Here is a 22,882-nt window from a genome sequence, read left to right as displayed (position 1 = left end):
CCGCCGGCCCCCGCTGGTGCGCCGGGGCCGGAATCGGCGCGGCGGTCCCCTCCTGTGCGAGGGGTTTTTTCATGGCGTGGCAGAGACGATCCGATGGAGCTTCGAGGACCATGAGCGAGACACAGAAGTACGACGCCGCCCTGGCAGCGGACATCGAGGCACGCTGGCAGGACTACTGGGAGCAGCACGGCACGTACCGCACCCCGAACCCGTCCGGTGATCTCGCGGACGACCCGGCGCAGGCGGCCAAGCCCAAGAAGTTCATCATGGACATGTTCCCGTACCCCTCGGGTGCGGGGCTGCACGTCGGGCATCCGCTGGGCTACATCGCCACCGACGTGTACGCGCGCTTCCTGCGGATGAGCGGCCACAACGTGCTGCACACCCTGGGCTACGACGCGTTCGGGCTGCCGGCCGAGCAGTACGCCGTGCAGACCGGCACGCACCCGCGGGTGTCCACCGAGGCCAACATCGAGAAGTACGAGGGCCAGCTGCGCCGGCTGGGTCTGGGCTACGACAAGCGGCGTTCCATCGCCACCATCGACCCGGACTATTACCGCTGGACCCAGTGGATCTTCGTCCAGATCTTCAACTCCTGGTACGACAAGGACGCCGGGCGGGCCCGGCCGATCGCGGAGCTGGTCGCCGAGTTCGAGGCCGGCACCCGAGCCACCCCGGACGGCGAGCCGTGGAGCGAGCTGACGCCGGCGCAGCGCGCCGAGGTGCTGGGCGGGTACCGGCTGGCGTACGCCTCGGACGCGCCGGTCAACTGGTGCCCGGGGCTGGGCACCGTGCTGGCCAATGAGGAGGTCACCGCCGACGGGCGCTCCGAGCGCGGCAACTTCCCGGTCTTCAAGGCCAAGCTGCGCCAGTGGAACATGCGGATCACCGCCTACGCGGACCGGCTGGCCGACGATCTGGACACCGTCGACTGGCCCGAGGCCATCAAGCTCCAGCAGCGCAACTGGATCGGCCGCTCCGAGGGCGCGCGGGTCGACTTCGCGGTGGGTGAGCCGGGCGATGGGGGCACCGTCACGGTGTTCACGACGCGTCAGGACACGCTGTTCGGCGCCACGTACATGGTGCTGGCGCCCGAGCACCACCTGATCGAGGCGATCGTGCCGGCGGCCTGGCCCGAGGGCACCCGCGAGGCCTGGACGGGCGGGCACGCCACGCCGGGCGCGGCGGTGGCCGCGTACCGCAAGCAGGCCGCCGCCAAGTCGGATGTGGAGCGGCAGGCGGACGCCAAGGTCAAGACGGGTGTGTTCACCGGCGCGTACGCCACCAACCCGGTCAACGGCGAGCGGATCCCGGTGTTCATCGCCGACTACGTGCTGATGGGCTACGGCACCGGCGCGATCATGGCGGTGCCGGCGCACGACAGCCGGGACTTCGCGTTCGCGCGCGCCTTCGAGCTGCCGATGCGGTGCGTGGTGGAGCCGACGGACGGCCGCGGCACGGACCCGGCGGAGTGGGACGACGCGTTCAACGCCAAGGACGCGCGGCTGGTCAACTCGGCAGGGCCCGAGGTGTCGCTGGACGGGCTGGGCGTCGAGGAGGCCAAGGCGGCCGTCACCGCGTGGCTGGCCGACCGCGGCCTGGGCGAGGGCACCGTCAACTACCGGCTGCGGGACTGGCTGTTCAGCCGGCAGCGGTACTGGGGCGAGCCGTTCCCCATCGTGTACGACGAGGACGGCATCGCGCACGCGCTGCCCGAGTCGCAGCTGCCGCTGGAACTGCCGGAGGTGGAGGACTACGCGCCGCGCACCTTCGACCCGCAGGACGCCGACACCCAGCCGGAGACCCCGCTGTCCCGCAACCAGGACTGGGTCAACGTCACCCTGGACCTGGGCGACGGGCGCGGCCCCAGGCCGTACCGGCGCGAGACCAACACCATGCCCAACTGGGCCGGCTCCTGCTGGTACCACCTGCGCTACCTGGACCCGCACAACGCCGAGCGGCTGGTGGACCCGGAGCTGGAGCGGTACTGGATGGGCCCGCGCGAGGGCGTCCCGACCGGGGGCGTGGACCTGTACGTCGGCGGCGCGGAGCACGCGGTGCTGCACCTGCTGTACTCCCGGTTCTGGCACAAGGTGCTGTTCGACCTGGGGCATGTGTCCTCGGCCGAGCCGTACCACAAGCTGTTCAACCAGGGCATGATCCAGGCGTACGTCTACCGTGACGCGCGCGGCTTCCCGGTGCCGGCCGCCGAGGTGGAGGAGCGCGAGGGCGGCACGTACTGGTGGGGCGGTGAGCGGGTCACCCGCGAGCTGGGCAAGATCGGCAAGTCGCTGAAGAACGCGATCTCGCCGGACGACATCGCCGCGCAGTACGGGGCGGACACGCTGCGGCTGTACGAGATGGCGATGGGCCCGCTGGACGTCTCGCGGCCGTGGGAGACGCGGGCGGTGGTCGGGCAGTACCGGCTGCTCCAGCGGCTGTGGCGCAATGTGCTGGACGAGACCACCGGCGCCGTCACGGTGACGGAGGACACCCCGGACGAGGAGACGCTGCGGGCGCTGCACCGGGCGGTGGACGGGGTGACCCGCGATCTGCACGCGCTGCGGTTCAACACGGCGATCGCCAAGATCACCGAGCTGAACAACCACGTGACCAAGCGGGGCGGCCCGGTGCCGCGCCAGGTCGCCGAGACGCTGGTGCTGCTGACGGCGCCGCTGGCCCCGCACATCGCCGAGGAACTGTGGCACCGGCTGGGCCACGACGGCAGCGTCGCGCACGCGGACTTCCCGGTGGCCGACCCGGCGTACGTGGTCGAGGAGACCGTCACCTGCGTGGTGCAGGTCAAGGGCAAGGTGAAGGCGCGGCTGGAGGTGCCGCCGCAGATCGCCGACGCGGAGCTGGAGGCGCTGGCGCTGGCCGACCCGGGTGTGGTGGCGGCGCTGGGCGGGGGCGCGGTGCGCAAGGTGATCGTGCGGGCGCCCAAGCTGGTGAACATCGTGCCCGCCTGACCGGGCGGACACGACGGCCGTACGGGGCGGGGCCGGGGCCGGAATCCGGGAGGGTTCCGGGTCCGGCCCTGTCCCGATTCGGGGCCGGTCGGCCTAGGCTGGCGGGAGTGAGGAGGGTGGGATGGAGATCGCTGTCGCGGTGATGGTGCTGACCTTCCTGGTGTTCGTGGCGCTGGTGGTGCGCACGGCACGGTCGGTGAAGCGGCGTGCCGAGCGGGCCGGGCGTGAGCTGCGGCACAAGGTGAACCGCACGGTGTCGGAGGCCACGCTGGCGGCCCGCGCCGTGCAGCCCGGCGTGCTCGGCGAGGTGGCGCGTACCCGCAAGGAACTGCGGGGCGCGCTGGAGGGCACCCGCGGTGTCCTGCGGACGGGGGCGGCCGACGACCCGGGGCTGCGGGAGTCGCTGGCGCTGCTGGACCAGCTGTACGGGCACGCGCGCCAGCTGGACGGGGAGCTGGGCGCCCTGGTGGCCGGGGAGCCGGACCGCCGGGTGGTGGCGGCGCGGCTGCCCGCGCTGCGGGAGCGGGCGGAGCGGATCGTACGGTCGGCGGGCTCGCTGCGCTCGGCGGCGCTGGAGCGGGCGCACCGGCACGATGTGGACGCGCTCGACGCGCTGCACGCGCAGATCGAGGTCGAGGCGAGTGCGCTGCGGCACTGGGCACCGGCCGAGGAACGGCCGGGGGCGGTGCCGGGCGCGGTGGCTGAGCCGGAGCCGGGGATCGAGGGCGGCGGAAAGCGGCCGGGGGCCGGGGAGCGCGGCTAGCGCGGTCGGCTACTCTCCGGATCATGCCCCGCTCTGTCGCCATCGTCACGGATTCCACCGCCCATCTGCCGCTCACGGAGGTGGAGCGGCACCGGATCACGGTGGTGCCGCTGACCGTGGTGCTGGACGGTGAGCCGGTGCCGGACGGGACGCCGGAGGCGGCGCGGCGGCTGGAGCGGGCACTGCGGGAGCGGCTGCCGGTGACCACGTCGCGGCCCAGCCCGGAGACGTTCGCGGCGGCCTACCGGCGGGCGGCGGAGGCGGGCGCGGAGGCCGTGGTGTCGCTGCATCTGTCGGCGGAGATCTCGGGGACGTACGACGCGGCGGTGCTGGCGGGGCGGGAGGCTCCGGTGCCGGTGCGGGTGGTGGACAGTGCGATGGTCGCGATGGCGCTGGGGTTCAGCGTGCTGGCCGCCGCGGAGACCGCCGAGGTGGGTGGCACGGCGGATGAGGCGGTGGCGGCGGCGGTCAAACGGGCGCAGTCGACGCGGGCGTACTTCTACGTGGACACCCTGGAGCATCTGCGGCGCGGTGGGCGGATCGGGGCGGCGCAGGCGCTGCTGGGGTCGGCGCTGGCCGTGAAGCCGCTGCTCGAACTGGTGGAGGGGCGGATCGAGCCGCTGGAGAAGGTGCGGACGGCGGGGAAGGCGATCGCCCGGCTGGAGGAGCTGGCCGCCGCGCACGCCGGTTTCGGCGCGGTGGATGTGGCCGTGCACCATCTGGCGGCGGAGGAGCGGGCGGTGGCGCTCGCGGAGCGGCTGCGGGACCGGATTCCGGGGGCGGCCCGGGTGCGGGTGAGCGAGGTGGGCGCGGTGCTGGGGGCGCACACCGGGCCGGGGCTGCTGGCGGCGGTCGTCGCGCCGCGATAGGGACTGCTTCCGGCTCCCTTTCTCACTCGTGTGAGTGACGGAGTTATCCACAGGGGCCGGGTTTTCCACAGAATTTCGGGCCTTTTCCCGAGGGGTCCGGAAGGTCCGTACGGTGCGGCCATGAGGAATCACAGCGCGACCCGCATCCGTACGCACGAGGAAGGCCGGCAGCCGTCCGTCCGTGCCGCCGTCCTGTTCCCGCCCCCGACGATCCGTGGTGCGGGGCCGCTCACCCCGGTCGCCGGGCCGGGGCGGCAGCCGCCCGACCCGCATCCGGATCCGCACCCCGATCCGCCTCCGAAGGCACCGTCGGAGGCGGCGGTGGAGCCCGCTCCCGGGCTGTCCCGGTGGCAGCGGCTGCGGCTCGGGTTCCAGGACCGGTGCGGGGTGGAGCCGCGCACGCTGGCGGCGCTCGCCGTGGTCCTGGTGGTGGCCGCCGGCTTCGCCGTGCACCACTACGCGGCGGGACGGCCGCGTACGGTCACGGCCGGTGCGGAGCCGGTCGCCGCCGCGCCCTCGCCCGCCGCCGAGCAGGTCGCGGAGCAGGCGGCCGAGCCGGAGACACTGGTGGTCGACGTCGCGGGTGAGGTGCGCAGCCCCGGGCTGCGGACCCTGGCCGTGGACGCCCGGGTCGCGGACGCGGTCGAGGCGGCCGGCGGGGTGCTGCCCGGCACCGACACCGACGGGCTCAACCGCGCCCGGCCGCTGAGCGACGGGGAGCAGATCCTGGTGGGCGTCACCCCCGACCCGGTGGCCGCCGATCCGGGAGCGGTCGGCGGCCCGGTGAACCTCAACGCGGCCACCGCCGAACAGTTGCAGACCCTGCCGGGTGTCGGCCCCGTCCTCGCGGCGAACATCATCGCCCACCGCACCGAACGGGGTGGATTCACCTCGGTCGATCAGCTGCTCGACGTGTCCGGCATCGGTGAGCGCCGGCTGAGCGACCTCCAGTCCCGTGTCACGCTCTGAGCCGCCGGCCACCGGCACGGCACCGCCCGACCGGGCGGCGGATCTGCGGCTGGTGGCGCCCGCCGGGACGGCCTGGGCCGCCGCCGCGGCGGCGCTGGACGGGCCACTGGTGGTGGCCCTGTGGGCGGCCGGCGGGTCGGCGCTGCTGGCCGTGGCGGTGCTGGCGTGCTCCCGCTCGGGGCTGTGGGTGGCCGTGGCCATGGCGCTGGCCTCTGCCGCCGCCGGAGCGGTGGTGGCCGCGCTGCACGGCGCGGCGGTACGCGGCAGCCCGCTCGCGCAGTCGACCGGCGAACGCACCACCGTCGAGGTGGAGATCGGCGGCGACCCCAAGGTGGCCGCGACGCAGCGGGGCGAGGCGGTCGTCATGACGGGCGCGACCGACCGGGGCGATCCGGTCGTGGTGGTCGCCCGGCCGGCCGCCGGACACCTGGCGGAGTGGGCGGCCGTGCTGCCCTCCACCCGGCTGCTGGTGGAGGCCAGGACGGACGAGCCGATGCCCGGACGGGGCAGTGAGTTCGCGGCGGTGCTGCGCGTCCTGGGCGACGGTCCGCCCCGGATCACCGCCGAGCCGAGCGGTGGCCAGCGGTTCGCCGGGCTGCTGCGCCAGTCGCTGCGCGAGGCCACGGACGGGCTGCCGGAGGATGCGCGGGCCCTGGTGCCGGCGCTGGTCATCGGCGACGCCTCGCGGATCACGCCCGAGCTGCGGGAGGCGGTCCAGGCCACCGATCTCACCCACATCATCGTGGTCAGCGGCGCCCATCTCGCGATCGTCCTGTTCGTGCTGATCGGACCGGCCGGTTCGGCGGGGCGCGCCGAGCGGGGCGGACTGGCCGGGCGGCTGGGGATCGGGCTGCGCAGCACGGCCGTGCTGGGCGGCGGACTGCTGGTGGGGTTCGTCCTCATCTGCCGGCCGGGCCCCAGCGTGCTGCGGGCGGCCGTGTGCGGCGGGATCGCGCTGCTGGCGCTCGCCACCGGGCGGCGCCGTTCGCTGCTGCCGGCCCTGGCCGCCGCCGCGCTGCTGCTGGTGCTGTACGACCCCACGCTCTCCCGGTCGTTCGGCTTTCTGCTGTCGGTGCTGGCCACCGGCGCGCTGCTGACGCTCGCACCGCGGTGGAGCGCCGCGCTGCGCGCCCGGGGGGTGCCGGGGCGCCTCGCGGAAGGGCTGGCGGCGGCCGGGGCGGCGCAGGTGGTGTGCGCTCCGGTGGTGGCGGTGTTCACCGAGCGGATCAGCCTGGTCGCCGTGCCGGCGAATCTGCTGGCCGAACTCGCCTTCGCCCCGGCGCTGGTGCTGGGCTGGGCCGCGCTGGTGTGCGCCCCGGTGGCCATGCCGGTCGCCGAGGTGCTGGCCTGGACGGCGGGCTGGCCGGCCGGGGCGATCGCCTGGATCGCCCGGGCCGGGGCCGGGCTGCCCGGGGCCGAACTGGGCTGGCCCGGCGGCTGGGCCGGGGCCGCGCTGCTGGGGGTGCTGACGGTGGCGGTGGTGGCGCTGCTGCGGCGGGCGCTGCGCCGCCCGCTGCTGGGCGCCGGCTGTGCGCTGCTGTTGCTCGCGGCGGTCCTGCGGCCCGCACCGGTGGAGCGGCTGAGCCGGACGCTCACCGGCTGGCCGCCGCCGGGCTGGCGGCTGGTGGTGTGCGATGTGGGGCAGGGCGACGCGCTGGCGCTGGCCGCCGGGGACGGCACGGCGGTGGTGGTGGACGCCGGTCCCGACCCGGTGGCGGCGGACCGCTGTCTGCGCGAGCTGGGGGTGCGGCACATCCCGCTGCTGGTGCTGAGCCACTTCCACGCCGACCATGTGGCCGGGCTGCCGGGGGTGTTGCGGGGCCGTGCGGTGGACGCGATCCAGGTCTCGCCGGTGGAGGAGGACCCCGATCAGGCCGCGTTCGTGGCCCGGGTGGCGGCGGACGAGGGCGTGCCCGTGCTGCCGGTGGGCGCCGGTGCCGGGGGCGCGGTCGGGGAGGAGCTGAGCTGGGAAGTGCTGTGGCCGCCTCCGGACGCGGCGGAGCAGGGGCTCGGGGCGAACGACGCGAGCGTGACGCTGCTGGTGCGCACGGCCGGGGTGACGGTCCTGCTCCCCGGCGATCTGGAACCGCCTGCGCAGCGGCGGCTGCTGGAGGCACACCCGGGGCTCGGCGAGGTGGCGGTGCTGAAGGTCGCCCACCACGGCTCGGGCGAGCAGTACGCCCCGCTGCTGGAGCGGCTGCGCCCCGGCCTGGCGCTGATCCCGGTGGGCGCGGACAACAGCTACGGCCACCCTGCCCAGCGCACCCTGGACGCCCTGGACGCGGTGGGCGCCACGGTGCTGCGCACCGATCTGCACGGCGCACTGGCCGTCACGGCGGGCCCGGACGGCCCCGGGGGAGTGGTCCGGGGAGGCCGGCTCAGCGGTCGGTGTCCCGGGGGTGCCGGGTCGAGGCGTGGACGAAGTGCACCGTGCGGCGGGCTTCGTCGCCGTGCTCGGGGGTCACGGGGCGTGCTGCGGCCGGACCAGCCAGGTGCCGTTCTTCATCAGGGGGCGGGTGGCGAGTTCGTTCTCCTCCGGCCGGGCGCGCAGGGTGCGGGGGTGGCATCGGGCGGCGCTGGGCTCGATGAGGGCCGTGTTCCGGGTGGGGGCGAGGGAGGTGACGGTCCGGCCGGGGTGGGGGATGTCGGCGGCCCGGTCACCCGGGGCGGGGTGTCCGCCACCCGGAGGGAGGACAGCGGGACCGGTGCCGGTACCCCGTCCGGGCTTGCCGTCGGGGTTCGGGCGTCCTTGTGCGGGGTCGGCCGGGACAGGGAGTCGCGCTTGCGCTGCGACGGGGGCCGGGGCGGGGGTGTGTCGTGACCGGCGGGCCGGGCGCGTTGCCGATCTCCCCGGTCAACGTCCTAGGACCGCTCCAGCCAGCCGTCGTGTTCCTCGGCGAGGGAGGCGAGGGCCGCCGGGTCGACGGTGGACGGTGGGTCCTCCAGGACCACCAGCCACTGGGCGTCCTCCGCGTCGTCCTCGCCGGCCAGGGCCTCCCGGACCAGTTGTGGTTCGGTGGGCAGCGGGAAGCGGTCGGTGAGTTCGGCGGCCACCTCCTCGGCGGCGTCGCGGTCGGGCAGCACCAGGATCAGGGGAGTCGCTTCGGTCACCCGTCCATTGTCGCCGGGCCGGGGTGTCGGTGGCGCGTGGGATGCTGGGGGCGATGGCCAGGAAGACGCAGAACACCGCCGATGACCCGCTCGCCGCCCTCACCGTCGCGGTGGGGCAGGAGGAGCTGCTGCTGGACCGCGCCGTGCGGGAAGTCACCGACGCGGCCCGGGCCGCCGACCCGGACACCGATGTACGGGACCTGGCGGCCGGGGAGTTGCAGCCGGGCACGTTGGCCGAGCTGACCAGCCCCTCGCTGTTCGCCGAGCGCAAGGTCATCGTGGTCAGGGCGGCCCAGGACCTCGGTGCGGACACCGTCAAGGAGCTGAAGTCCTATCTGGCGGCCCCCGCCGAGGAGATCACCCTCGTGCTGCTGCACGCCGGTGGCCCCAAGGGCAAGGGGTTGCTGGACGCCGCCCGCAAGGCGGGGGCGCGCGAGGTGGCCTGTCCGAAGATGACCAAGCCGGCCGACCGGCTCACCTTCGTGCGCGGCGAGTTCCGGTCGCTGGGGCGCAGCGCCAGCCCCGGGGCCTGCCAGGCCCTGGTGGACGCCATCGGCAGCGATCTGCGGGAGCTGGCCTCCGCCGTGGCCCAGCTGACCGCCGATGTGGAGGGCGCCATCGACGAGTCGGTGGTGGCGCGGTACTACACCGGCCGCGCCGAGGCGTCCAGCTTCACCGTCGCCGACCGGGCGGTGGAGGGAAGGCCGGCCGAGGCGCTGGAAGCGCTGCGCTGGGCGCTGGCCACCGGGGTGGCCCCGGTGCTGGTGACCAGCGCGCTGGCGCAGGGCGTGCGGGCGATCGGCAAGCTGGCCTCGGCCCCCGGCGGCATGCGGCCCGGCGATCTGGCGCGCGAGCTGGGCATGCCGCCGTGGAAGATCGACCGGGTGCGGCAGCAGATGCGCGGCTGGTCGGCGGACGGGGTGGCGGTCGCGCTGCGCGCGGTGGCGGACGCGGACGCCGCCGTCAAGGGCGGCGGCTACGACCCGGCGTACGCGCTGGAGAAGGCGGTGGTCACCATCGCCCGCGCCGCCCGTTCCCGGTGAACACCGGGCGCCCGGCTACTCCTTGAGTGCCACCAGGGTCTTCTCGGCCGAGGTGCGCAGCGCCGCCGTGACGGAACGGGCCTCCACCAGCTCCGCGTACTCCGGGGTGTCCAGGAAGGCGTTCCAGCTGAGGTGGGCCTCGAACCAGCCTTCGCGCACGCTGAGCACCGCCCAGGTCAGTTCGCCGGATTCCTCGGCGAAGGTCACCAGGTACGCCTCGTCGCCCAGCCCGGATACTTCCTCGACGGTCAGTTCGAGTTCATTCCCGAAGAACACCTCGGAGGACCGCGCCTGGTCGGCGAACTCCGGTGCCGGGTCGGTGCCCCGGTGCCAGCTCACCTCGTAGTTGAGGTACACGGAGTTGTAGTTCTCGTCGCCGGTCGGGGTGAGGGTGATGTCGCAGACCGCCTTCTCCAGCCGGTCACCGCTGAAGGTGCCGGCCCGGGGTTCGGAGTCGATGCTGTAGCTGTCCTCGAAGGCCGAGACATCGGCCGCCGCGCACAGGTCGTCGGTGGTGCCGTAGCCGGCCAGGTCGGGCCGGTCGCCGCCGCCGAGTCCACCGGTGGCGAGCAGCACCCCGCCCCAGGCGGCCGAGGCGAGCAGTACGCCGCCGAGCCCCCACAGCCAGCCGGGGACGCCGCCGCCCCTGCCGCCGCCGGCCGGGGGCGCGGGCGGGGGCGGCGGCGGGTACGAGGAGTACCCCCCGGCGTACGGATGCGGCTGCTGCGGCTGGAGATAAGGGTTGGGCGAGCCCCCCGGTATGGCCATGGGCGGTAACCTACCGCGTCCATGGCGAAGGCCCCAGACCGTCCCGGGGAAGGGGAGGTGCTGGGGCCTTCGGGGTACTGCTGCGGTACGACGTACCAGCGGTGCACGCGGCGTCGCGCCCGTCGTGGCGAACGGTGGACAGCGCGGCGCTCAGGGCCGTCCGGGGCGGAGAGAGGGGCCGCCTGGTCCGGAAGGGCGGGGTGTACCGCTGCGGTCGAGAAGAGGTCAGCCCTTGAGCGCGTTGACCTGGACGGCCAGCGCGGACTTCTTGTTGGCGGCGTTGTTCTTGTGCAGCACGCCCTTGCTGACGGCCTTGTCCAGCTTGCGGGCGGCGACCTGGTAGGTGGCCTCCGCCTTCTCGACGTCGCCGGCGGCCACGGCCGCGCGGGCGGCGCGGACGGCGGTCTTCAGCTCGGACTTGACCGCCTTGTTGCGCAGCCGCGCCTTCTCGTTGGTCGTGATCCGCTTGATCTGGGACTTGATGTTCGCCACGAAGGAGCCTCTACAGATTCGCTACAGGTTTGTTTGAGCATGCGTGTCCAGCAGACACAGTGGGCCAGCTTACCAGCGCCCCCCTGGGGTCCCGTAGGCTTCCCTTGGCTGCTGCCCCGGGCCGGCCGAAGGACAATGGTCGCACCGTGCGGCTCCCGCAGGGCGCCAAGAGCACCACGACACCACCCAGACTTTGAAGAAAGTGCAGGTCAGAGTACGTGCATCTGCCCGGGAACACGGATTCGGCGCTGATCCGCAACTTCTGCATCATCGCCCACATCGACCACGGCAAGTCCACCCTCGCCGACCGGATGCTCCAGCTGACCGGGGTCGTGGAGCAGCGGCAGATGCGCGCCCAGTATCTCGACCGCATGGACATCGAACGCGAGCGCGGCATCACGATCAAGTCCCAGGCCGTCCGGATGCCGTGGAGCTCGGAGGACACCGGCGGCACCTCGCACGTCCTGAACATGATCGACACCCCGGGCCACGTGGACTTCACCTACGAGGTGTCCCGTTCGCTGGCCGCCTGCGAGGGCTGTGTCCTGCTGGTGGACGCCGCCCAGGGCATCGAGGCGCAGACCCTCGCCAACCTGTACCTGGCGATGGAGAACGACCTCACCATCATCCCGGTGCTCAACAAGATCGACCTGCCGGCCGCCCAGCCGGAGAAGTTCGCCGCCGAGCTGGCGCACCTCATCGGCTGCGACCCCTCCGATGTGCTGAAGGTCTCCGCCAAGACCGGCGAGGGCGTGGCCGAACTGCTGGACGAGGTGGTCCGCAAGGTCCCCGCCCCGGTCGGGCAGGCCGACGCCCCCGCCCGTGCGATGATCTTCGACTCGGTGTACGACGCGTACCGGGGGGTCGTCACCTACGTCAAGGTGGTCGACGGCAAGCTCGGCAAGCGCGAGCGCATCGCCATGATGTCCACCGGCGCCACCCACGAACTGCTGGAGATCGGGACCAACTCGCCGGAGATGACCGCGGCCGACGGGCTCGCCGTCGGCGAGGTGGGCTACCTCATCACCGGGGTGAAGGACGTCCGCCAGTCCAAGGTCGGCGACACCATCACCCAGCAGCGCGGCGGCGCCACCGAGCCGCTGGGCGGCTACAAGGACCCCAAGCCGATGGTGTTCTCCGGGCTCTATCCGCTGGACGGCTCCGACTACCCGGACCTGCGCGACGCGCTGGACAAGCTCCAGCTGAACGACGCCGCGCTCGTCTACGAGCCGGAGACCTCCGCCGCCCTCGGCTTCGGCTTCCGGGTCGGCTTCCTCGGGCTGCTGCACCTGGAGGTCATCCGGGAGCGCCTGGAGCGCGAGTTCAACCTCGCGCTGATCGCCACCGCCCCCAACGTGGTCTACCAGGTGACCATGGAGGACGGCACCCAGCACACGGTCACCAACCCCAGCGAGTACCCGACCGGCAAGATCGCCGAGGTGCGCGAGCCGGTGGTACGGGCCACGCTCATCGCCCCGAACGAGTTCGTCGGCGCGATCATGGAGCTGTGCCAGAACCGGCGCGGCTCCCTCCAGGGCATGGACTACCTCTCCGAGGACCGGGTCGAGCTGCGCTACACGCTGCCGCTCGCCGAGATCGTCTTCGACTTCTTCGACGCGCTGAAGTCCAAGACCCGCGGCTACGCCTCGCTCGACTACGAGCCCACCGGGGAGCAGCCCTCCCAGCTGGTGAAGGTCGACATCCTGCTGCACGGCGACCAGGTGGACGCGTTCTCGGCGATCGTGCACAAGGACAAGGCGTACGCGTACGGCGTGAAGATGGCGTCCAAGCTGCGCGAGCTCATCCCGCGCCAGCAGTTCGAGGTGCCCATCCAGGCCGCCATCGGCTCCCGGGTCATCGCCCGCGAGACGGTGCGGGCCATCCGCAAGGACGTGCTCTCCAAGTGCTACGGCGGTGACATCTCGCGCAAGCGGAAGCTGCTGGAGAAGCAGAAGGAGGGCAAGAAGCGCATGAAGATGGTCGGCCGGGTCGAGGTTCCGCAGGAGGCGTTCATCGCGGCGCTCTCCTCGGATTCCGACGGCGCGGGCACCGGTGACGGGAAGAACAAGAAGTAGCGCCAGATCCGGTCGTTACGGGCCTTACGCGGGGCGGGGTTGGGCCGTAATCTGATCGTCCCAAGTTACCCATGAGTTACTCATCAGTCACCCATGTGTCGCCCCCAACGGCGCGGGACCGGAGGAAGCCGTGAGCGAACAGCAGCACCAGTCGATCGAGAACCGTCCACCATCCCTGGCGCAGCTGTTCCTCGACCGTGTCGCCGCCACCCCCGACCGGGAGGCGTTCCGCTACCCGGTGCCGCCGGCCTCCGGCACCGGTCCCGACGACTGGGCCTCCTACAGCTGGGCCCAGGCCGCCGACCGGGTCTTCGCCATCGCCGCCGGGCTGATGGACCTCGGGGTACGCCCGCAGGAGCGGGTCGCCATCGCCTCCACCACCCGCGTGGACTGGATCCTGTCCGACCTGGGCATCATGTGCGCCGGCGCGGCCACCACCACGGTCTACACCCAGACCAACGCCGAGGAGACGGCGTACATCCTCGCCGACTCCGGCAGCAAGGTGGTGATCGCCGAGAACGCCGAGCAGCTCGCCAAGGTCCGGGAGCGGCGCGCCGAGCTGGCCGCGCTCGAACACGTGGTGGTCATCGAGGCCGCCGACGCCGTACCGGCCGAGGGCGACCCCGAGGGCTGGGTGCTCTCGCTCGCGGACCTCGCCGAGCGCGGGGCCGCGTATCTGGAGAAGCACCCCGAGGCCGTCAAGGAGACGGTGGCCGCGCTGCGCCCCGAGCAGCTGGCCACCCTGATGTACACCTCGGGCACCACCGGAAGACCCAAGGGTGTCCGGCTGCGCCAGGACACCTGGTCCTACATGGGGTACGCGATCGAGGCCATCAACCTGCTGCGCTCCGACGACGTGCAGTACCTGTGGCTGCCGCTGGCCCACATCTTCGGCAAGGTGCTGATCTCGGCGCATGTGAAGGTCGGGCACGTGAGCGCGGTGGACGGCCGCGCCGACAAGATCGTGGTGAACCTGCCGGTGGTCCGGCCGACCTACATGGCGGCCGTGCCCCGGATCTTCGAGCGGGTCTACAACGGCGCGCAGGCCAAGGCGCGGGCCGGCGGCGCCGCGAAGGTGCGGATCTTCGAGTGGGCCGCCAGGACGGCGATCGAGTACGCCAAGACGGCCCAGGAGAACTACCGGCGCACCGGTGCCGCGACCGTGCCCTTCGGCCTGTCGGCGCGGCGCGCGGTGGCGGACAAGCTGGTGTACGGCAAGCTGCGCGAGGCGATGGGCGGGCAGCTGCGCGGCATGGTCTCCGGCTCGGCCTCGCTGGCCCCGGACATCGGGTACTTCTTCTCCGGCGCCGGGCTGCACATCCTGGAGGGCTACGGGATGACCGAGTCCGCCGCGGCCAGCTTCGTGAACCCCGAGGTCGGCTACCGCACGGGTACGGTCGGCAAGGCGCTGCCCGGCTGCGAGGTGCGGATCGCGGAGGAGGACGGCGAGATCCTGCTGCGCGGGCCCGGGATCATGGAGGGCTACCACGGCCTGCCGGAGCTGACGGCGGAGACGCTGGAGGAGGACGGCTGGCTGCACACCGGGGACATCGGTGTGCTCTCCGACGACGGCTATCTGACGATCACCGACCGGAAGAAGGACCTGTTCAAGACGTCGGTCGGCAAGTACGTGGCGCCGACCGAGATCGAGGGCCGGTTCAAGGCGGTGTGCCCGTACATCTCGAACGTGCTGGTGATCGGCGCGGACCGGAAGTTCTGCTCGGCGCTGATCGGCCTGGACGAGGCGCAGATCCTGGGCTGGGCGGCCGAGAACGGCATGGCGGGCCGGTCCTACGCCGAGGTGGTGGCGGACGCCAGGACCCGTGAGCTGATCGAGGGGTACGTCGGGCAGGTGAACGAGGGTCTGCAGCGCTGGCAGACCGTCCGGCAGTTCCGGCTGCTGCCCCGGGACCTGGACGTGGAGCACGGGGAGCTGACCCCGAGCCTGAAGGTGAAGCGTCCGGTGGTCGAGGGCGAGTACAAGGAGCTCATCGAGGAGATGTACGCGCCCCGTACCTGACCGGGGCCGGCGGGTGCGGCCCGGCCCGCGGCCCGGTCAGTCGACCAGGTCGCGGACCAGGGCGTCCGCGAGCAGCCGGCCCTGGAGGGTGAGGGCCGCGCGGCCCTCGTCGTAGGCCGCCGGGTCGAGCAGGCCGTCCGCCAGCGCGCGGGCGGACGCCGCCGTTCCGGCCGTGTGCAGCAGCGACAGCTCGCAGCCGGCCGCCCGCCGCAGCTCCAGCAGGATGCGCTCCACCCGCCGGTCCTCGGCCGTCAGCACCTCCCGGCCCGCGCCGGGGGAGCGGCCGGCGGCCAGCGCCTGGGCGTACGCGCCGGGGTGCTTCGCGTTCCACCAGCGCACCCCGCCCACGTGGCTGTGCGCCCCGGGGCCGGCGCCCCACCAGTCGGCGCCGGTCCAGTACAGCTCGTTGTGCCGGCAGCGGGCGGCGGTGGAGGTGGCCCAGTTGGAGACCTCGTACCAGGAGAAGCCCGCCGCCGACAGCACCTCCTCGGCGATCAGATAGCGGTCGGCGTGCACGTCGTCGTCCGTCATCGGGATCTCGCCGCGCCGCACCCGGCCCGCGAGCCGGGTGCCCTCCTCGACGATCAGTGAGTACGCCGACACATGGTCGGGCCCGGCCGCCACGGCCGCCTCCAGGGTGGCGCGCCAGTCCGCGTCGCTCTCGCCGGGGGTGCCGTAGATCAGGTCGAGGTTGACGTGCTCGAACCCGGCGGCCCTGGCCTCGGCCACGCACGCCTCGGGACGGCCGGGGGTGTGGGTGCGCTCCAGTACGTTCAGTACGTGCGGGCTCGCGCTCTGCATTCCGAACGAGACGCGGGTGAAGCCGGCGGCGCGCAGCCGCTCCAGATAGGCCGGGTCGACCGAGTCGGGGTTGGCCTCGGTGGTCACCTCGGCGCCGGGCGCCAGGCCGAACTCCTCACGCACCACCGCCAGCATCGCGCCCAGATCGGCGGCGGGCAGCAGGGTGGGGGTGCCGCCGCCGACGAAGACGGTGCTGACCGGGCGCGGGTCGTCCCCGAGCACCTTGCGGGCCAGCCGGATCTCCTCGGCGAGGGTGGCCGCGTAGTTCTCCCGGGAGGCCAGCGCCCCGCCGGAGCCGCGCAGCTCGGTCGCCGTGTAGGTGTTGAAGTCGCAGTAGCCGCAGCGGGTGGCGCAGTACGGCACGTGCAGATAGAACGCGAGCGGGCGGCCGGCGGATCCGTCCAGGGCGGCGGCGGGCAGCGAGCCGTCCTCGGGGACGGGCTCGCCGTCGGGCAGAGCGGAGGGCATGCCCTCCATTGTCCGCCATCGGTGGTCAGGGCACCGGGCCGCCCACCGTCACGTGGTCGATGAGGTGCTCGACCGGGCCGAGCAGGGCCGGTTCCAGGTCGCGGTAGCTGTGCACCCGGCCCAGGATGTGCCGCCAGGCGGCGCCGGTGTTGGCGGGCCAGCCCAGCGCCGCGCACACGCCCTGCTTCCAGTCCCGGCCGCGCGGGACGGTGGGCCAGGCCGGGATGGACAGCGCCGAGGGCTTGACCGCCTGCCAGATGTCGATGAAGGGGTGGCCGACGATCAGCACGTTCTCGTCCGTGACCTGGGCGGCGATCCGGGACTCCTTGGAACCGGGCACCAGGTGGTCCACCAGCACGCCGAGCCGGGCCCGCTCCGTCGGCCCGAATTCGCGCACGATCGCGGGCAGGTCGTCGACGCCCTCCAGATACTCCACGACCACCCCCTCGATCCGCAGATCGTCGCCCCACACCTTCTCGACCAGCTCGGCGTCGTGCCGGCCCTCCACATAGATCCGCCCGGCGCGCGCCACCCGGGCGCGCGCCCCCGGGACGGCGACCGAGCCGGACGCCGTACGGGCCGGGGCCGCGGGCGCCGCCGGGCGCGCGGCCCGGGGGAGGACCAGGGTGACGGGCCTGCCCTCCAGCAGGAAGCCGCGCGGCTCCAGCGGGAACACCCGCCGCTTGCCGAACCGGTCCTCCAGCGTGACGGCCGGCCCTTGCGCCGTCTTCTCGCAGCCGATCACCGCCCCGCAGTACCCGGTGCCGGCCTCCTCCACCACCAGGCCGGGCTCGGCGGGCACCTCGGGCGCCGGGGCGGACCGCTTCCACGGCGGGGTCAGATCGGGTCCGTACTCTCTGCTGCGCATGGCCGTCATTGTGCCCCGGCGCGTGCGGCCAGCGCGGTGCGCTGGGCGGCCACGAACGCGGCGTCCACCACCGCCCCGTGGCCGGGTACGTACCGCGCGTCCTGACCGCCCCAGGCCAGCAACCGGTCCAGCGCGCCCGGCCAGGCGGCAAGGTCCGCGTCCGGGCCGGCCTGCGGCTCGCCGGACTCCTCGACCAGATCGCCGGTGAAGACGGTGCGGTCCACCTTCACCGCCACGTCGTGCGGGGTGTGCGCGGGCCCGAACGGGGCCAGCGAGACGGTACGGCCGCCGCCCAGGTAGAGCGACGCCTTCCCGGTCACCGGGCGGGCCCGCACGCCCCGCAGCGCCGCGACGCCCTCGGCGGCCTCCCGCTCCGGCATGCCGTGCCGCACCGCGTCCGCCGCCAGCTCCAGCGGATCGCCCAGCGTCCCGAACACCCGTGCCCCGGGGTAACCGCCGGCCCCGAGGGCGTGGTCGAAGTGCGGATGCGTCAGGACCACCCAGCGCACCGGCAGCCCCAGCAGCGCGCGCAGGCCGGCCCGGATCCGCCCGGCGGCGGCCGGGGAGGGCCCGGCGTCGATGAGCAGCACCCCGCGCGGCCCGGCGATCGCGCCCACCGTCTCGTCCCATCCCGGCAGCCGGGTCCGCAGGACGCCGGCGGCAAGCTCTTCCCAAGAGGTCTCCACGGTGCGAAGTTAACGTCACGGAGCGGGGCATGCTCTGCCGGACGGGACCGCTCCCGCGATACCGTCGGGCCGTCGCGCTTTCCCTGGCCTTGCTACCCGGCCGTACACTGGACAGGGATTGGCACTCGGAGTGGATGAGTGCCAGGACGGCACTGATGGGAAATGCGGCCGGACGGGAGGTGTCGCTGCATGCTGAGTGAACGCAGGCTGGAGGTGCTGCGCGCCATCGTCCAGGACTACGTCGGCACCGAGGAGCCGGTCGGTTCCAAGGCGCTGACGGAGCGGCACAACCTCCAGGTGTCCCCGGCGACGGTGCGCAACGACATGGCGGCGCTGGAGGAGGAGGGCTACATCGCCCAGCCCCACACCAGCGCCGGCCGGGTGCCCACCGACAAGGGCTACCGGCTCTTCGTCGACAAGCTCGCGGACGTCAAACCGCTGACCGGTGCCGAGCGGCGCGCGATCTCCAGCTTCCTGGAGGGCGCCGTCGACCTCGACGACGTGGTGAGCCGTACGGTCCGGTTGCTGGCCACCCTCACCCGGCAGGTCGCCGTGGTGCAGTACCCCTCGCTGAGCCGCTCCACGGTGCGGCACGTCGAACTGCTCTCGCTCGCGCCGGCCCGGGTGATGCTGGTGCTGATCACCGACACCGGGCGGGTCGAGCAGCGCATGGTGGACTGCCCGGCGCCGTTCGGGGAGACCTCGCTGGCCGACCTGCGGGCCCGGCTCAACAGCCGGATCGTGGGGGAGCGGTTCGCCGAGGTGCCCCGTCTCGTGCAGGACCTGCCGGAGTCCTTCGACAACGAGGACCGGGGCACGGTGTCCACGGTGCTGTCCACCCTGCTGGAGACCCTGGTCGAGGAGACCGAGGAACGGCTGATGATCGGCGGCACCGCCAATCTCACCCGCTTCGGCCAGGACTTCCCGCTGACGATCCGGCCGGTGCTGGAGGCGCTGGAGGAGCACGTGGTGCTGCTCCGGCTGCTGGGCGAGGCCAAGGACACGGGTATGACCGTGCGCATCGGGCATGAGAACGCTCATGAGGGGCTGACCTCCACATCGGTCGTGGCGGTCGGCTACGGTTCCGGTAACGAGGCGGTCGCGAAACTGGGCGTGGTCGGACCGACCCGCATGGACTACCCCGGAACGATGGGAGCGGTGCGCGCAGTGGCACGGTACGTCGGACAGATCCTCGCGGAGAATTAAGTGGCGACGGACTACTACGCGGTCCTGGGCGTGCAGCGTGATGCCTCACAGGACGAGATCAAGAAGGCATTCCGCCGGCTGGCTCGGGAGCTGCACCCGGATGTGAATCCGGACCCGAAGACCCAGGAGCGGTTCAAGGAGATCAACACCGCCTACGAGGTGCTCTCCGACCCGCAGAAGAAACAGATGTACGACCTGGGCGGGGACCCGATGGGCCCCGGCGGCGGAGCGGGCGCGGGCGCCGGCTTCGGCGGCGCGGCCGGCTTCGGGAACTTCTCCGACATCATGGACGCCTTCTTCGGCACCGCCACCCAGCGCGGCCCGAAGTCGCGCACCCGGCGCGGCCAGGACGCCATGATCCGGCTGGAGATCGAGCTGAAGGAAGCGGCCTTCGGCACGACCAAGGAGATCCAGGTCGACACCGCCACCGTGTGCAACACCTGCAACGGTGAGGGCGCCGCGCCCGGTACCTCCGCGCAGACCTGTGACATGTGCCGGGGCCGGGGCGAGGTCTCGCAGGTCACCCGCTCCTTCCTGGGGCAGGTCATGACCTCGCGGCCGTGCCCGCAGTGCCAGGGTTTCGGCACGGTCGTGCCCACGCCGTGCCCCGAGTGCGCGGGCGACGGCCGGGTACGGTCGCGCCGCACGCTCACCGTGAAGATCCCGGCCGGTGTCGACAACGGCACCCGGATCCAGCTGGCGGGCGAGGGCGAGGTCGGCCCGGGCGGCGGGCCCCCCGGCGACCTGTACGTGGAGATCCGGGAGAAGGCGCACCCGGTCTTCCAGCGGCGCGGTGACGATCTGCACTGCACGGTGACCATCCCGATGACGGCCGCGGCCCTCGGCACCAAGGTGCCGCTGGAGACGCTGGACGGCACGGAGGAGGTCGACATCCGGCCCGGTACCCAGTCCGGCCAGTCGATCCCGCTGCACGGCCGGGGCGTGACGCATCTGCGCGGCAACGGGCGCGGCGAACTGGTGGTCCATGTCGAGGTGCAGACGCCCTCCAAGCTCGACCCCGAGCAGGAGGAGCTGCTGCGGCGGCTGGCCAAGCTGCGGGGCGAGGAACGTCCGCTGGGGCAGTTCCAGCCGGGGCAGCAAGGGCTGTTCTCCCGGCTGAAGGACGCCTTCAACGGCCGTACGTAGGGAAGGCGCGCGAGCGAGATGACGGCGCCCGTGTTCGTGACGGACGGGCCGCTGCCGGACGGCGGCGGCCCGGCCTCGCTGATCCTGGACGGCGCCGAGGGCCGGCACGCGGTGTCGGTGCGGCGGCTGCGGGTGGGCGAGGAGATCGTGCTCACCGACGGCGCCGGCACCGGCGCGGTGGGGACGGTCTCGGCCGTCGAGGGCAAGGACCGGCTGGTGGTCGCGGTGGACGCGGTACGCAGCGAGCCGCCGCCCGCGCCCCGGATCACGGTGGTGCAGGCGCTGCCCAAGGGCGATCGCGGCGAGCTGGCCGTGGAGACCATGACGGAGACCGGGGTCGACGCGATCGTGCCCTGGGCCGCCGACCGCTGCATCACCCAGTGGAAGGGCGAGCGGGGCGCGAAGTCGCTGGGCAAGTGGCGGGCGACCGCCCGCGAGGCGGCCAAGCAGTCGCGGCGGCTGTGGATCCCGGAGGTCACCGAGCCGATGACCACGGCGGCGGTGGCGCGGCTGCTGGCCGGCGCCGCCTTCGCCGGGGTGCTCCACGAGTCGGGCACCCGGCCGCTGGCCGCCGCCCCGCTGCCCGCGACCGGCGACATCGTCCTGGTGGTGGGCCCGGAGGGCGGGGTGGCGCCGCGCGAACTGGAGGCGTTCGCGGCGGCCGGCGCCGAACCGTACCGGCTGGGTCCGACGGTGCTGCGCACCTCCACGGCCGGTACCGCCGCCGCCGCGCTGCTGCTCACCCGCAGCGGGCGCTGGGGCTGAGCGACCGGCACGCCACCCGTGATACGGCTGAGGCCGCCGCCCGTGCAGGGCGGCGGCCTCAGCCGTTCCGGTTCCGGCGCGGTCCCCCGGGTCAGTCCTCGGGGGTGTCCGGGTGACGGGTCAGCTTGATGATCGCGCCGATCATGCCGCCCCAGACGATGACCATCGCGATGATCATCATGATGATGGCTCCGCCGGTCATCGCGGTTCCCCCTTCGTCAGCAGGTCACGGTCCTCGTCCTCGGTGAGCGCCGGGCTCGGCCGCCGCCACGGGATGAGGGCGAGCGCGATGCCCACCACCAGGGCGGCCAGCGCCACCCCCCAGCCCGCGTAGAGCAGGAAGGACGTCGGCAGGTCCTCGTAGTTCTCCCGGAACTCGTTGATCAGGCTGTCGATCATCATCCAGCCGAGCACGACCGGGGTGATGACACCCAGGCACAGCTTCCACCAGCGGCCCAGCAGGACCGCCGAGGTGGCGTCGGCGTTGCGCTGGAGCATCGGCAGCTTGCGCGCGACCCAGCTGACCATGACGAGCAGCACCAGGCCGGCCAGCGCGATGCCGTACTGGTTGATGAAGTGGTCGGCGGCGTCCAGGAAGTACAGCCCGCCGTTGGTGGAGAACAGCAGGACGGAGACCACGCCGGTGGCGCCGCCGACGGACAGCACCGCGCTGGTGCGGCTGATGCCGGTACGGTCCTCCACGGCGGCGACGATGACCTGCACGATGCTGATCAGCGAGGTCAGCCCCGCGATCACCAGCGAGCCGAAGAACAGCACGCCGAACACCTGGCCGAACCACATCTCCGAGATGATCTGCGGGAAGGCCACGAACGCCAGCCCCACGCCGCCGCTGACCACGTCGTCGACCCCGACGCCCGCCTGGGCGGCCATGAAGCCGAGGGTGGCGAAGACACCGATGCCGGCCAGGATCTCGAACGAGCTGTTGGCGAACCCGGCCACCATCGCCGAACCGGTCAGGTCCGAGCGGCGGTTGAGGTAGGAGGCGTAGGTGATCATGATGCCGAAGCCGATGGACAGCGAGAAGAAGATCTGCCCGTAGGCCGCCACCCACACGCTGCCGTTGGTGAGCGCGCCCCAGTCCGGCTGGAACAGCGCGTTCAGCCCGGTCGTCGCACCGTCCAGGGTCACCGCGCGGATCACCAGGACGCCGAAGAACACCACCAGCAGCGGGATGAAGATCTTGTTCGCCCGCTCGATGCCGCGCCGCACGCCCAGACCCAGGATGACGAGCGTCACCACCCAGATGAGGATGAGCGGCAAGGCCACACCGGGCACGAACGCGCTGATGGTGCCGGGCTCGTCGGCCGCCTTCAGGAAGTCGTTGAAGAAGAAGCCGTTCGGATCGTCGCCCCACGCCTTGGTGAAGGAGAAGCCGATGTACCGCAGCGACCAGGCCAGAATCACCGCGTAGTAGGTGGCGATCACGAAGCAGATCGCGACCTGCCACCAGCCGATGGCCTGCGTGGGCCGGTAGAGCGCGCGCAGCGCGGCCGGCGGCGAGGCCCGGTATTTGCGGCCGATCGTGTATTCGAGAATCAGCAGCGGAATTCCGGCGGTCAGCAGCGCGATGAGATACGGCAGCAGAAAGGATCCGCCCCCGTTGTCAAAGGCGACTTTGGGGAAGCGCCAGATGTTTCCGAGTCCGATGGCTGACCCGATCGCGGCCATGAGAAACCCGAGCCGGGTCCCCCATTGTTCGCGCGGCGGCTGGTCGGTCATGGTTCGAGCATCCTTATCGTCCCTGTACAACTGCGCGAACCGTACCAGTGAGATGAATGTACGGCATCAGGTGTCCAGCCGGAGGACGTAAGCGGACGTAGGGAGTCGTGACAGGCGGCGGAA

19 protein-coding genes are annotated in these 22,882 nt (G+C 72.9%); 11 read left to right on the top strand and 8 right to left on the bottom strand.

Annotated elements, in window-relative coordinates:
* The first annotated feature begins 110 nt into the window (after window positions 1–110).
* The 5 genes from leuS to BM385_RS17815 all read left to right on the top strand — a co-directional run bounded on the left by leuS (window position 111) and on the right by BM385_RS17815 (window position 8,391).
* A complete protein-coding gene (leuS, locus tag BM385_RS17835; RefSeq protein WP_019432889.1) occupies window positions 111–2,969 on the top strand; it encodes a leucine--tRNA ligase in 2,859 nt (952 codons plus the stop codon).
* Window positions 2,970–3,090: 121 nt separating this feature from the next.
* Entirely contained in the window at window positions 3,091–3,732 is a 642-nt protein-coding gene (locus BM385_RS17830; RefSeq protein ID WP_019432890.1) for a hypothetical protein, read from the top strand.
* 23 nt (window positions 3,733–3,755) lie between these two features.
* Complete coding sequence (locus BM385_RS17825; protein ID WP_093843660.1) at window positions 3,756–4,601, top strand: DegV family protein; 846 nt, start codon at window positions 3,756–3,758, stop codon at window positions 4,599–4,601.
* A gap of 120 nt (window positions 4,602–4,721) precedes the next feature.
* A complete protein-coding gene (locus BM385_RS17820) occupies window positions 4,722–5,570 on the top strand; it encodes a ComEA family DNA-binding protein (RefSeq protein ID WP_093843659.1) in 849 nt (282 codons plus the stop codon).
* On the top strand, window positions 5,557–8,391 hold the full coding sequence (locus BM385_RS17815; protein WP_093843658.1) for a ComEC/Rec2 family competence protein: 2,835 nt from the start codon (window positions 5,557–5,559) through the stop codon (window positions 8,389–8,391). The genes BM385_RS17820 and BM385_RS17815 overlap by 14 nt, the downstream gene beginning before the upstream one ends.
* A gap of 41 nt (window positions 8,392–8,432) precedes the next feature.
* Here the strand turns inward: BM385_RS17815 and BM385_RS17810 are convergent, their stop codons facing one another.
* Window positions 8,433–8,681, bottom strand: coding sequence for a hypothetical protein (locus BM385_RS17810; protein ID WP_093843657.1), 249 nt, complete (start codon window positions 8,679–8,681; stop codon window positions 8,433–8,435).
* A gap of 53 nt (window positions 8,682–8,734) precedes the next feature.
* Between BM385_RS17810 and holA the strand changes: the two genes are divergently transcribed.
* Window positions 8,735–9,724: a DNA polymerase III subunit delta gene (gene holA / locus BM385_RS17805; RefSeq protein WP_093843807.1), complete on the top strand. Its 990-nt coding sequence runs from the start codon at window positions 8,735–8,737 to the stop codon at window positions 9,722–9,724.
* 15 nt (window positions 9,725–9,739) lie between these two features.
* Here the strand turns inward: holA and BM385_RS17800 are convergent, their stop codons facing one another.
* Window positions 9,740–10,492 carry a hypothetical protein gene (locus BM385_RS17800; RefSeq protein WP_093843656.1) on the bottom strand — a complete coding sequence of 251 codons (753 nt, stop codon included), beginning with the start codon at window positions 10,490–10,492 and terminating at the stop codon, window positions 9,740–9,742.
* 225 nt (window positions 10,493–10,717) lie between these two features.
* The gene (rpsT, locus tag BM385_RS17795; RefSeq protein ID WP_019432896.1) at window positions 10,718–10,984 is read right to left on the bottom strand and encodes a 30S ribosomal protein S20; all 267 of its coding nucleotides are present in this window, start codon (window positions 10,982–10,984) and stop codon (window positions 10,718–10,720) included.
* A 218-nt stretch (window positions 10,985–11,202) separates the two neighbouring features.
* Here rpsT and lepA point away from each other — a divergent pair, with 218 nt between their 5' ends.
* Together lepA and BM385_RS17785 are read left to right on the top strand one after the other, a co-directional pair.
* Window positions 11,203–13,059: a translation elongation factor 4 gene (lepA, locus tag BM385_RS17790; RefSeq protein ID WP_019432897.1), complete on the top strand. Its 1,857-nt coding sequence runs from the start codon at window positions 11,203–11,205 to the stop codon at window positions 13,057–13,059.
* Between the two features lie 130 nt (window positions 13,060–13,189).
* Entirely contained in the window at window positions 13,190–15,079 is a 1,890-nt protein-coding gene (locus tag BM385_RS17785; RefSeq protein WP_019432898.1) for an AMP-dependent synthetase/ligase, read from the top strand.
* Window positions 15,080–15,115: 36 nt separating this feature from the next.
* Here BM385_RS17785 and hemW read toward each other — a convergent pair whose 3' ends face one another.
* The 3 genes from hemW to BM385_RS17770 are packed head-to-tail and all read right to left on the bottom strand — an operon-like array spanning window position 15,116 to window position 17,902.
* The gene (gene hemW, locus BM385_RS17780; RefSeq protein WP_093843655.1) at window positions 15,116–16,348 is read right to left on the bottom strand and encodes a radical SAM family heme chaperone HemW; all 1,233 of its coding nucleotides are present in this window, start codon (window positions 16,346–16,348) and stop codon (window positions 15,116–15,118) included.
* Between the two features lie 25 nt (window positions 16,349–16,373).
* The gene (locus tag BM385_RS17775) at window positions 16,374–17,216 is read right to left on the bottom strand and encodes a DUF3097 domain-containing protein (protein WP_093843654.1); all 843 of its coding nucleotides are present in this window, start codon (window positions 17,214–17,216) and stop codon (window positions 16,374–16,376) included.
* A 5-nt stretch (window positions 17,217–17,221) separates the two neighbouring features.
* Window positions 17,222–17,902 carry an MBL fold metallo-hydrolase gene (locus BM385_RS17770; protein WP_217650958.1) on the bottom strand — a complete coding sequence of 227 codons (681 nt, stop codon included), beginning with the start codon at window positions 17,900–17,902 and terminating at the stop codon, window positions 17,222–17,224.
* A gap of 189 nt (window positions 17,903–18,091) precedes the next feature.
* Between BM385_RS17770 and hrcA the strand changes: the two genes are divergently transcribed.
* From hrcA to BM385_RS17755, 3 genes are read left to right on the top strand one after another with little or no spacing between them, the layout of a single operon-like run.
* Window positions 18,092–19,108 carry a heat-inducible transcriptional repressor HrcA gene (hrcA, locus tag BM385_RS17765; RefSeq protein ID WP_019432902.1) on the top strand — a complete coding sequence of 339 codons (1,017 nt, stop codon included), beginning with the start codon at window positions 18,092–18,094 and terminating at the stop codon, window positions 19,106–19,108.
* Complete coding sequence (dnaJ, locus tag BM385_RS17760) at window positions 19,109–20,254, top strand: molecular chaperone DnaJ (protein WP_093843653.1); 1,146 nt, start codon at window positions 19,109–19,111, stop codon at window positions 20,252–20,254.
* An 18-nt stretch (window positions 20,255–20,272) separates the two neighbouring features.
* Entirely contained in the window at window positions 20,273–21,019 is a 747-nt protein-coding gene (locus BM385_RS17755) for a 16S rRNA (uracil(1498)-N(3))-methyltransferase (protein ID WP_019432904.1), read from the top strand.
* A 91-nt stretch (window positions 21,020–21,110) separates the two neighbouring features.
* Here BM385_RS17755 and BM385_RS17750 read toward each other — a convergent pair whose 3' ends face one another.
* Together BM385_RS17750 and BM385_RS17745 are read right to left on the bottom strand one after the other, a co-directional pair.
* Window positions 21,111–21,221 (bottom strand): methionine/alanine import family NSS transporter small subunit, encoded by a 111-nt coding sequence (locus BM385_RS17750; RefSeq protein WP_019432905.1) that lies wholly within the window; start codon window positions 21,219–21,221, stop codon window positions 21,111–21,113.
* Window positions 21,218–22,759 carry a sodium-dependent transporter gene (locus BM385_RS17745; RefSeq protein ID WP_019432906.1) on the bottom strand — a complete coding sequence of 514 codons (1,542 nt, stop codon included), beginning with the start codon at window positions 22,757–22,759 and terminating at the stop codon, window positions 21,218–21,220. Before BM385_RS17745 ends, BM385_RS17750 begins: the two co-directional genes overlap by 4 nt.
* Between the last annotated feature and the right edge of the window lie 123 nt (window positions 22,760–22,882).

Source organism: Streptomyces harbinensis (genome assembly GCF_900116145.1).
Taxonomy (GTDB): Bacteria; Actinomycetota; Actinomycetes; order Streptomycetales; family Streptomycetaceae; genus Streptomyces; species Streptomyces carpaticus.
This window is presented reverse-complemented; position numbering and strand designations above follow the sequence as displayed.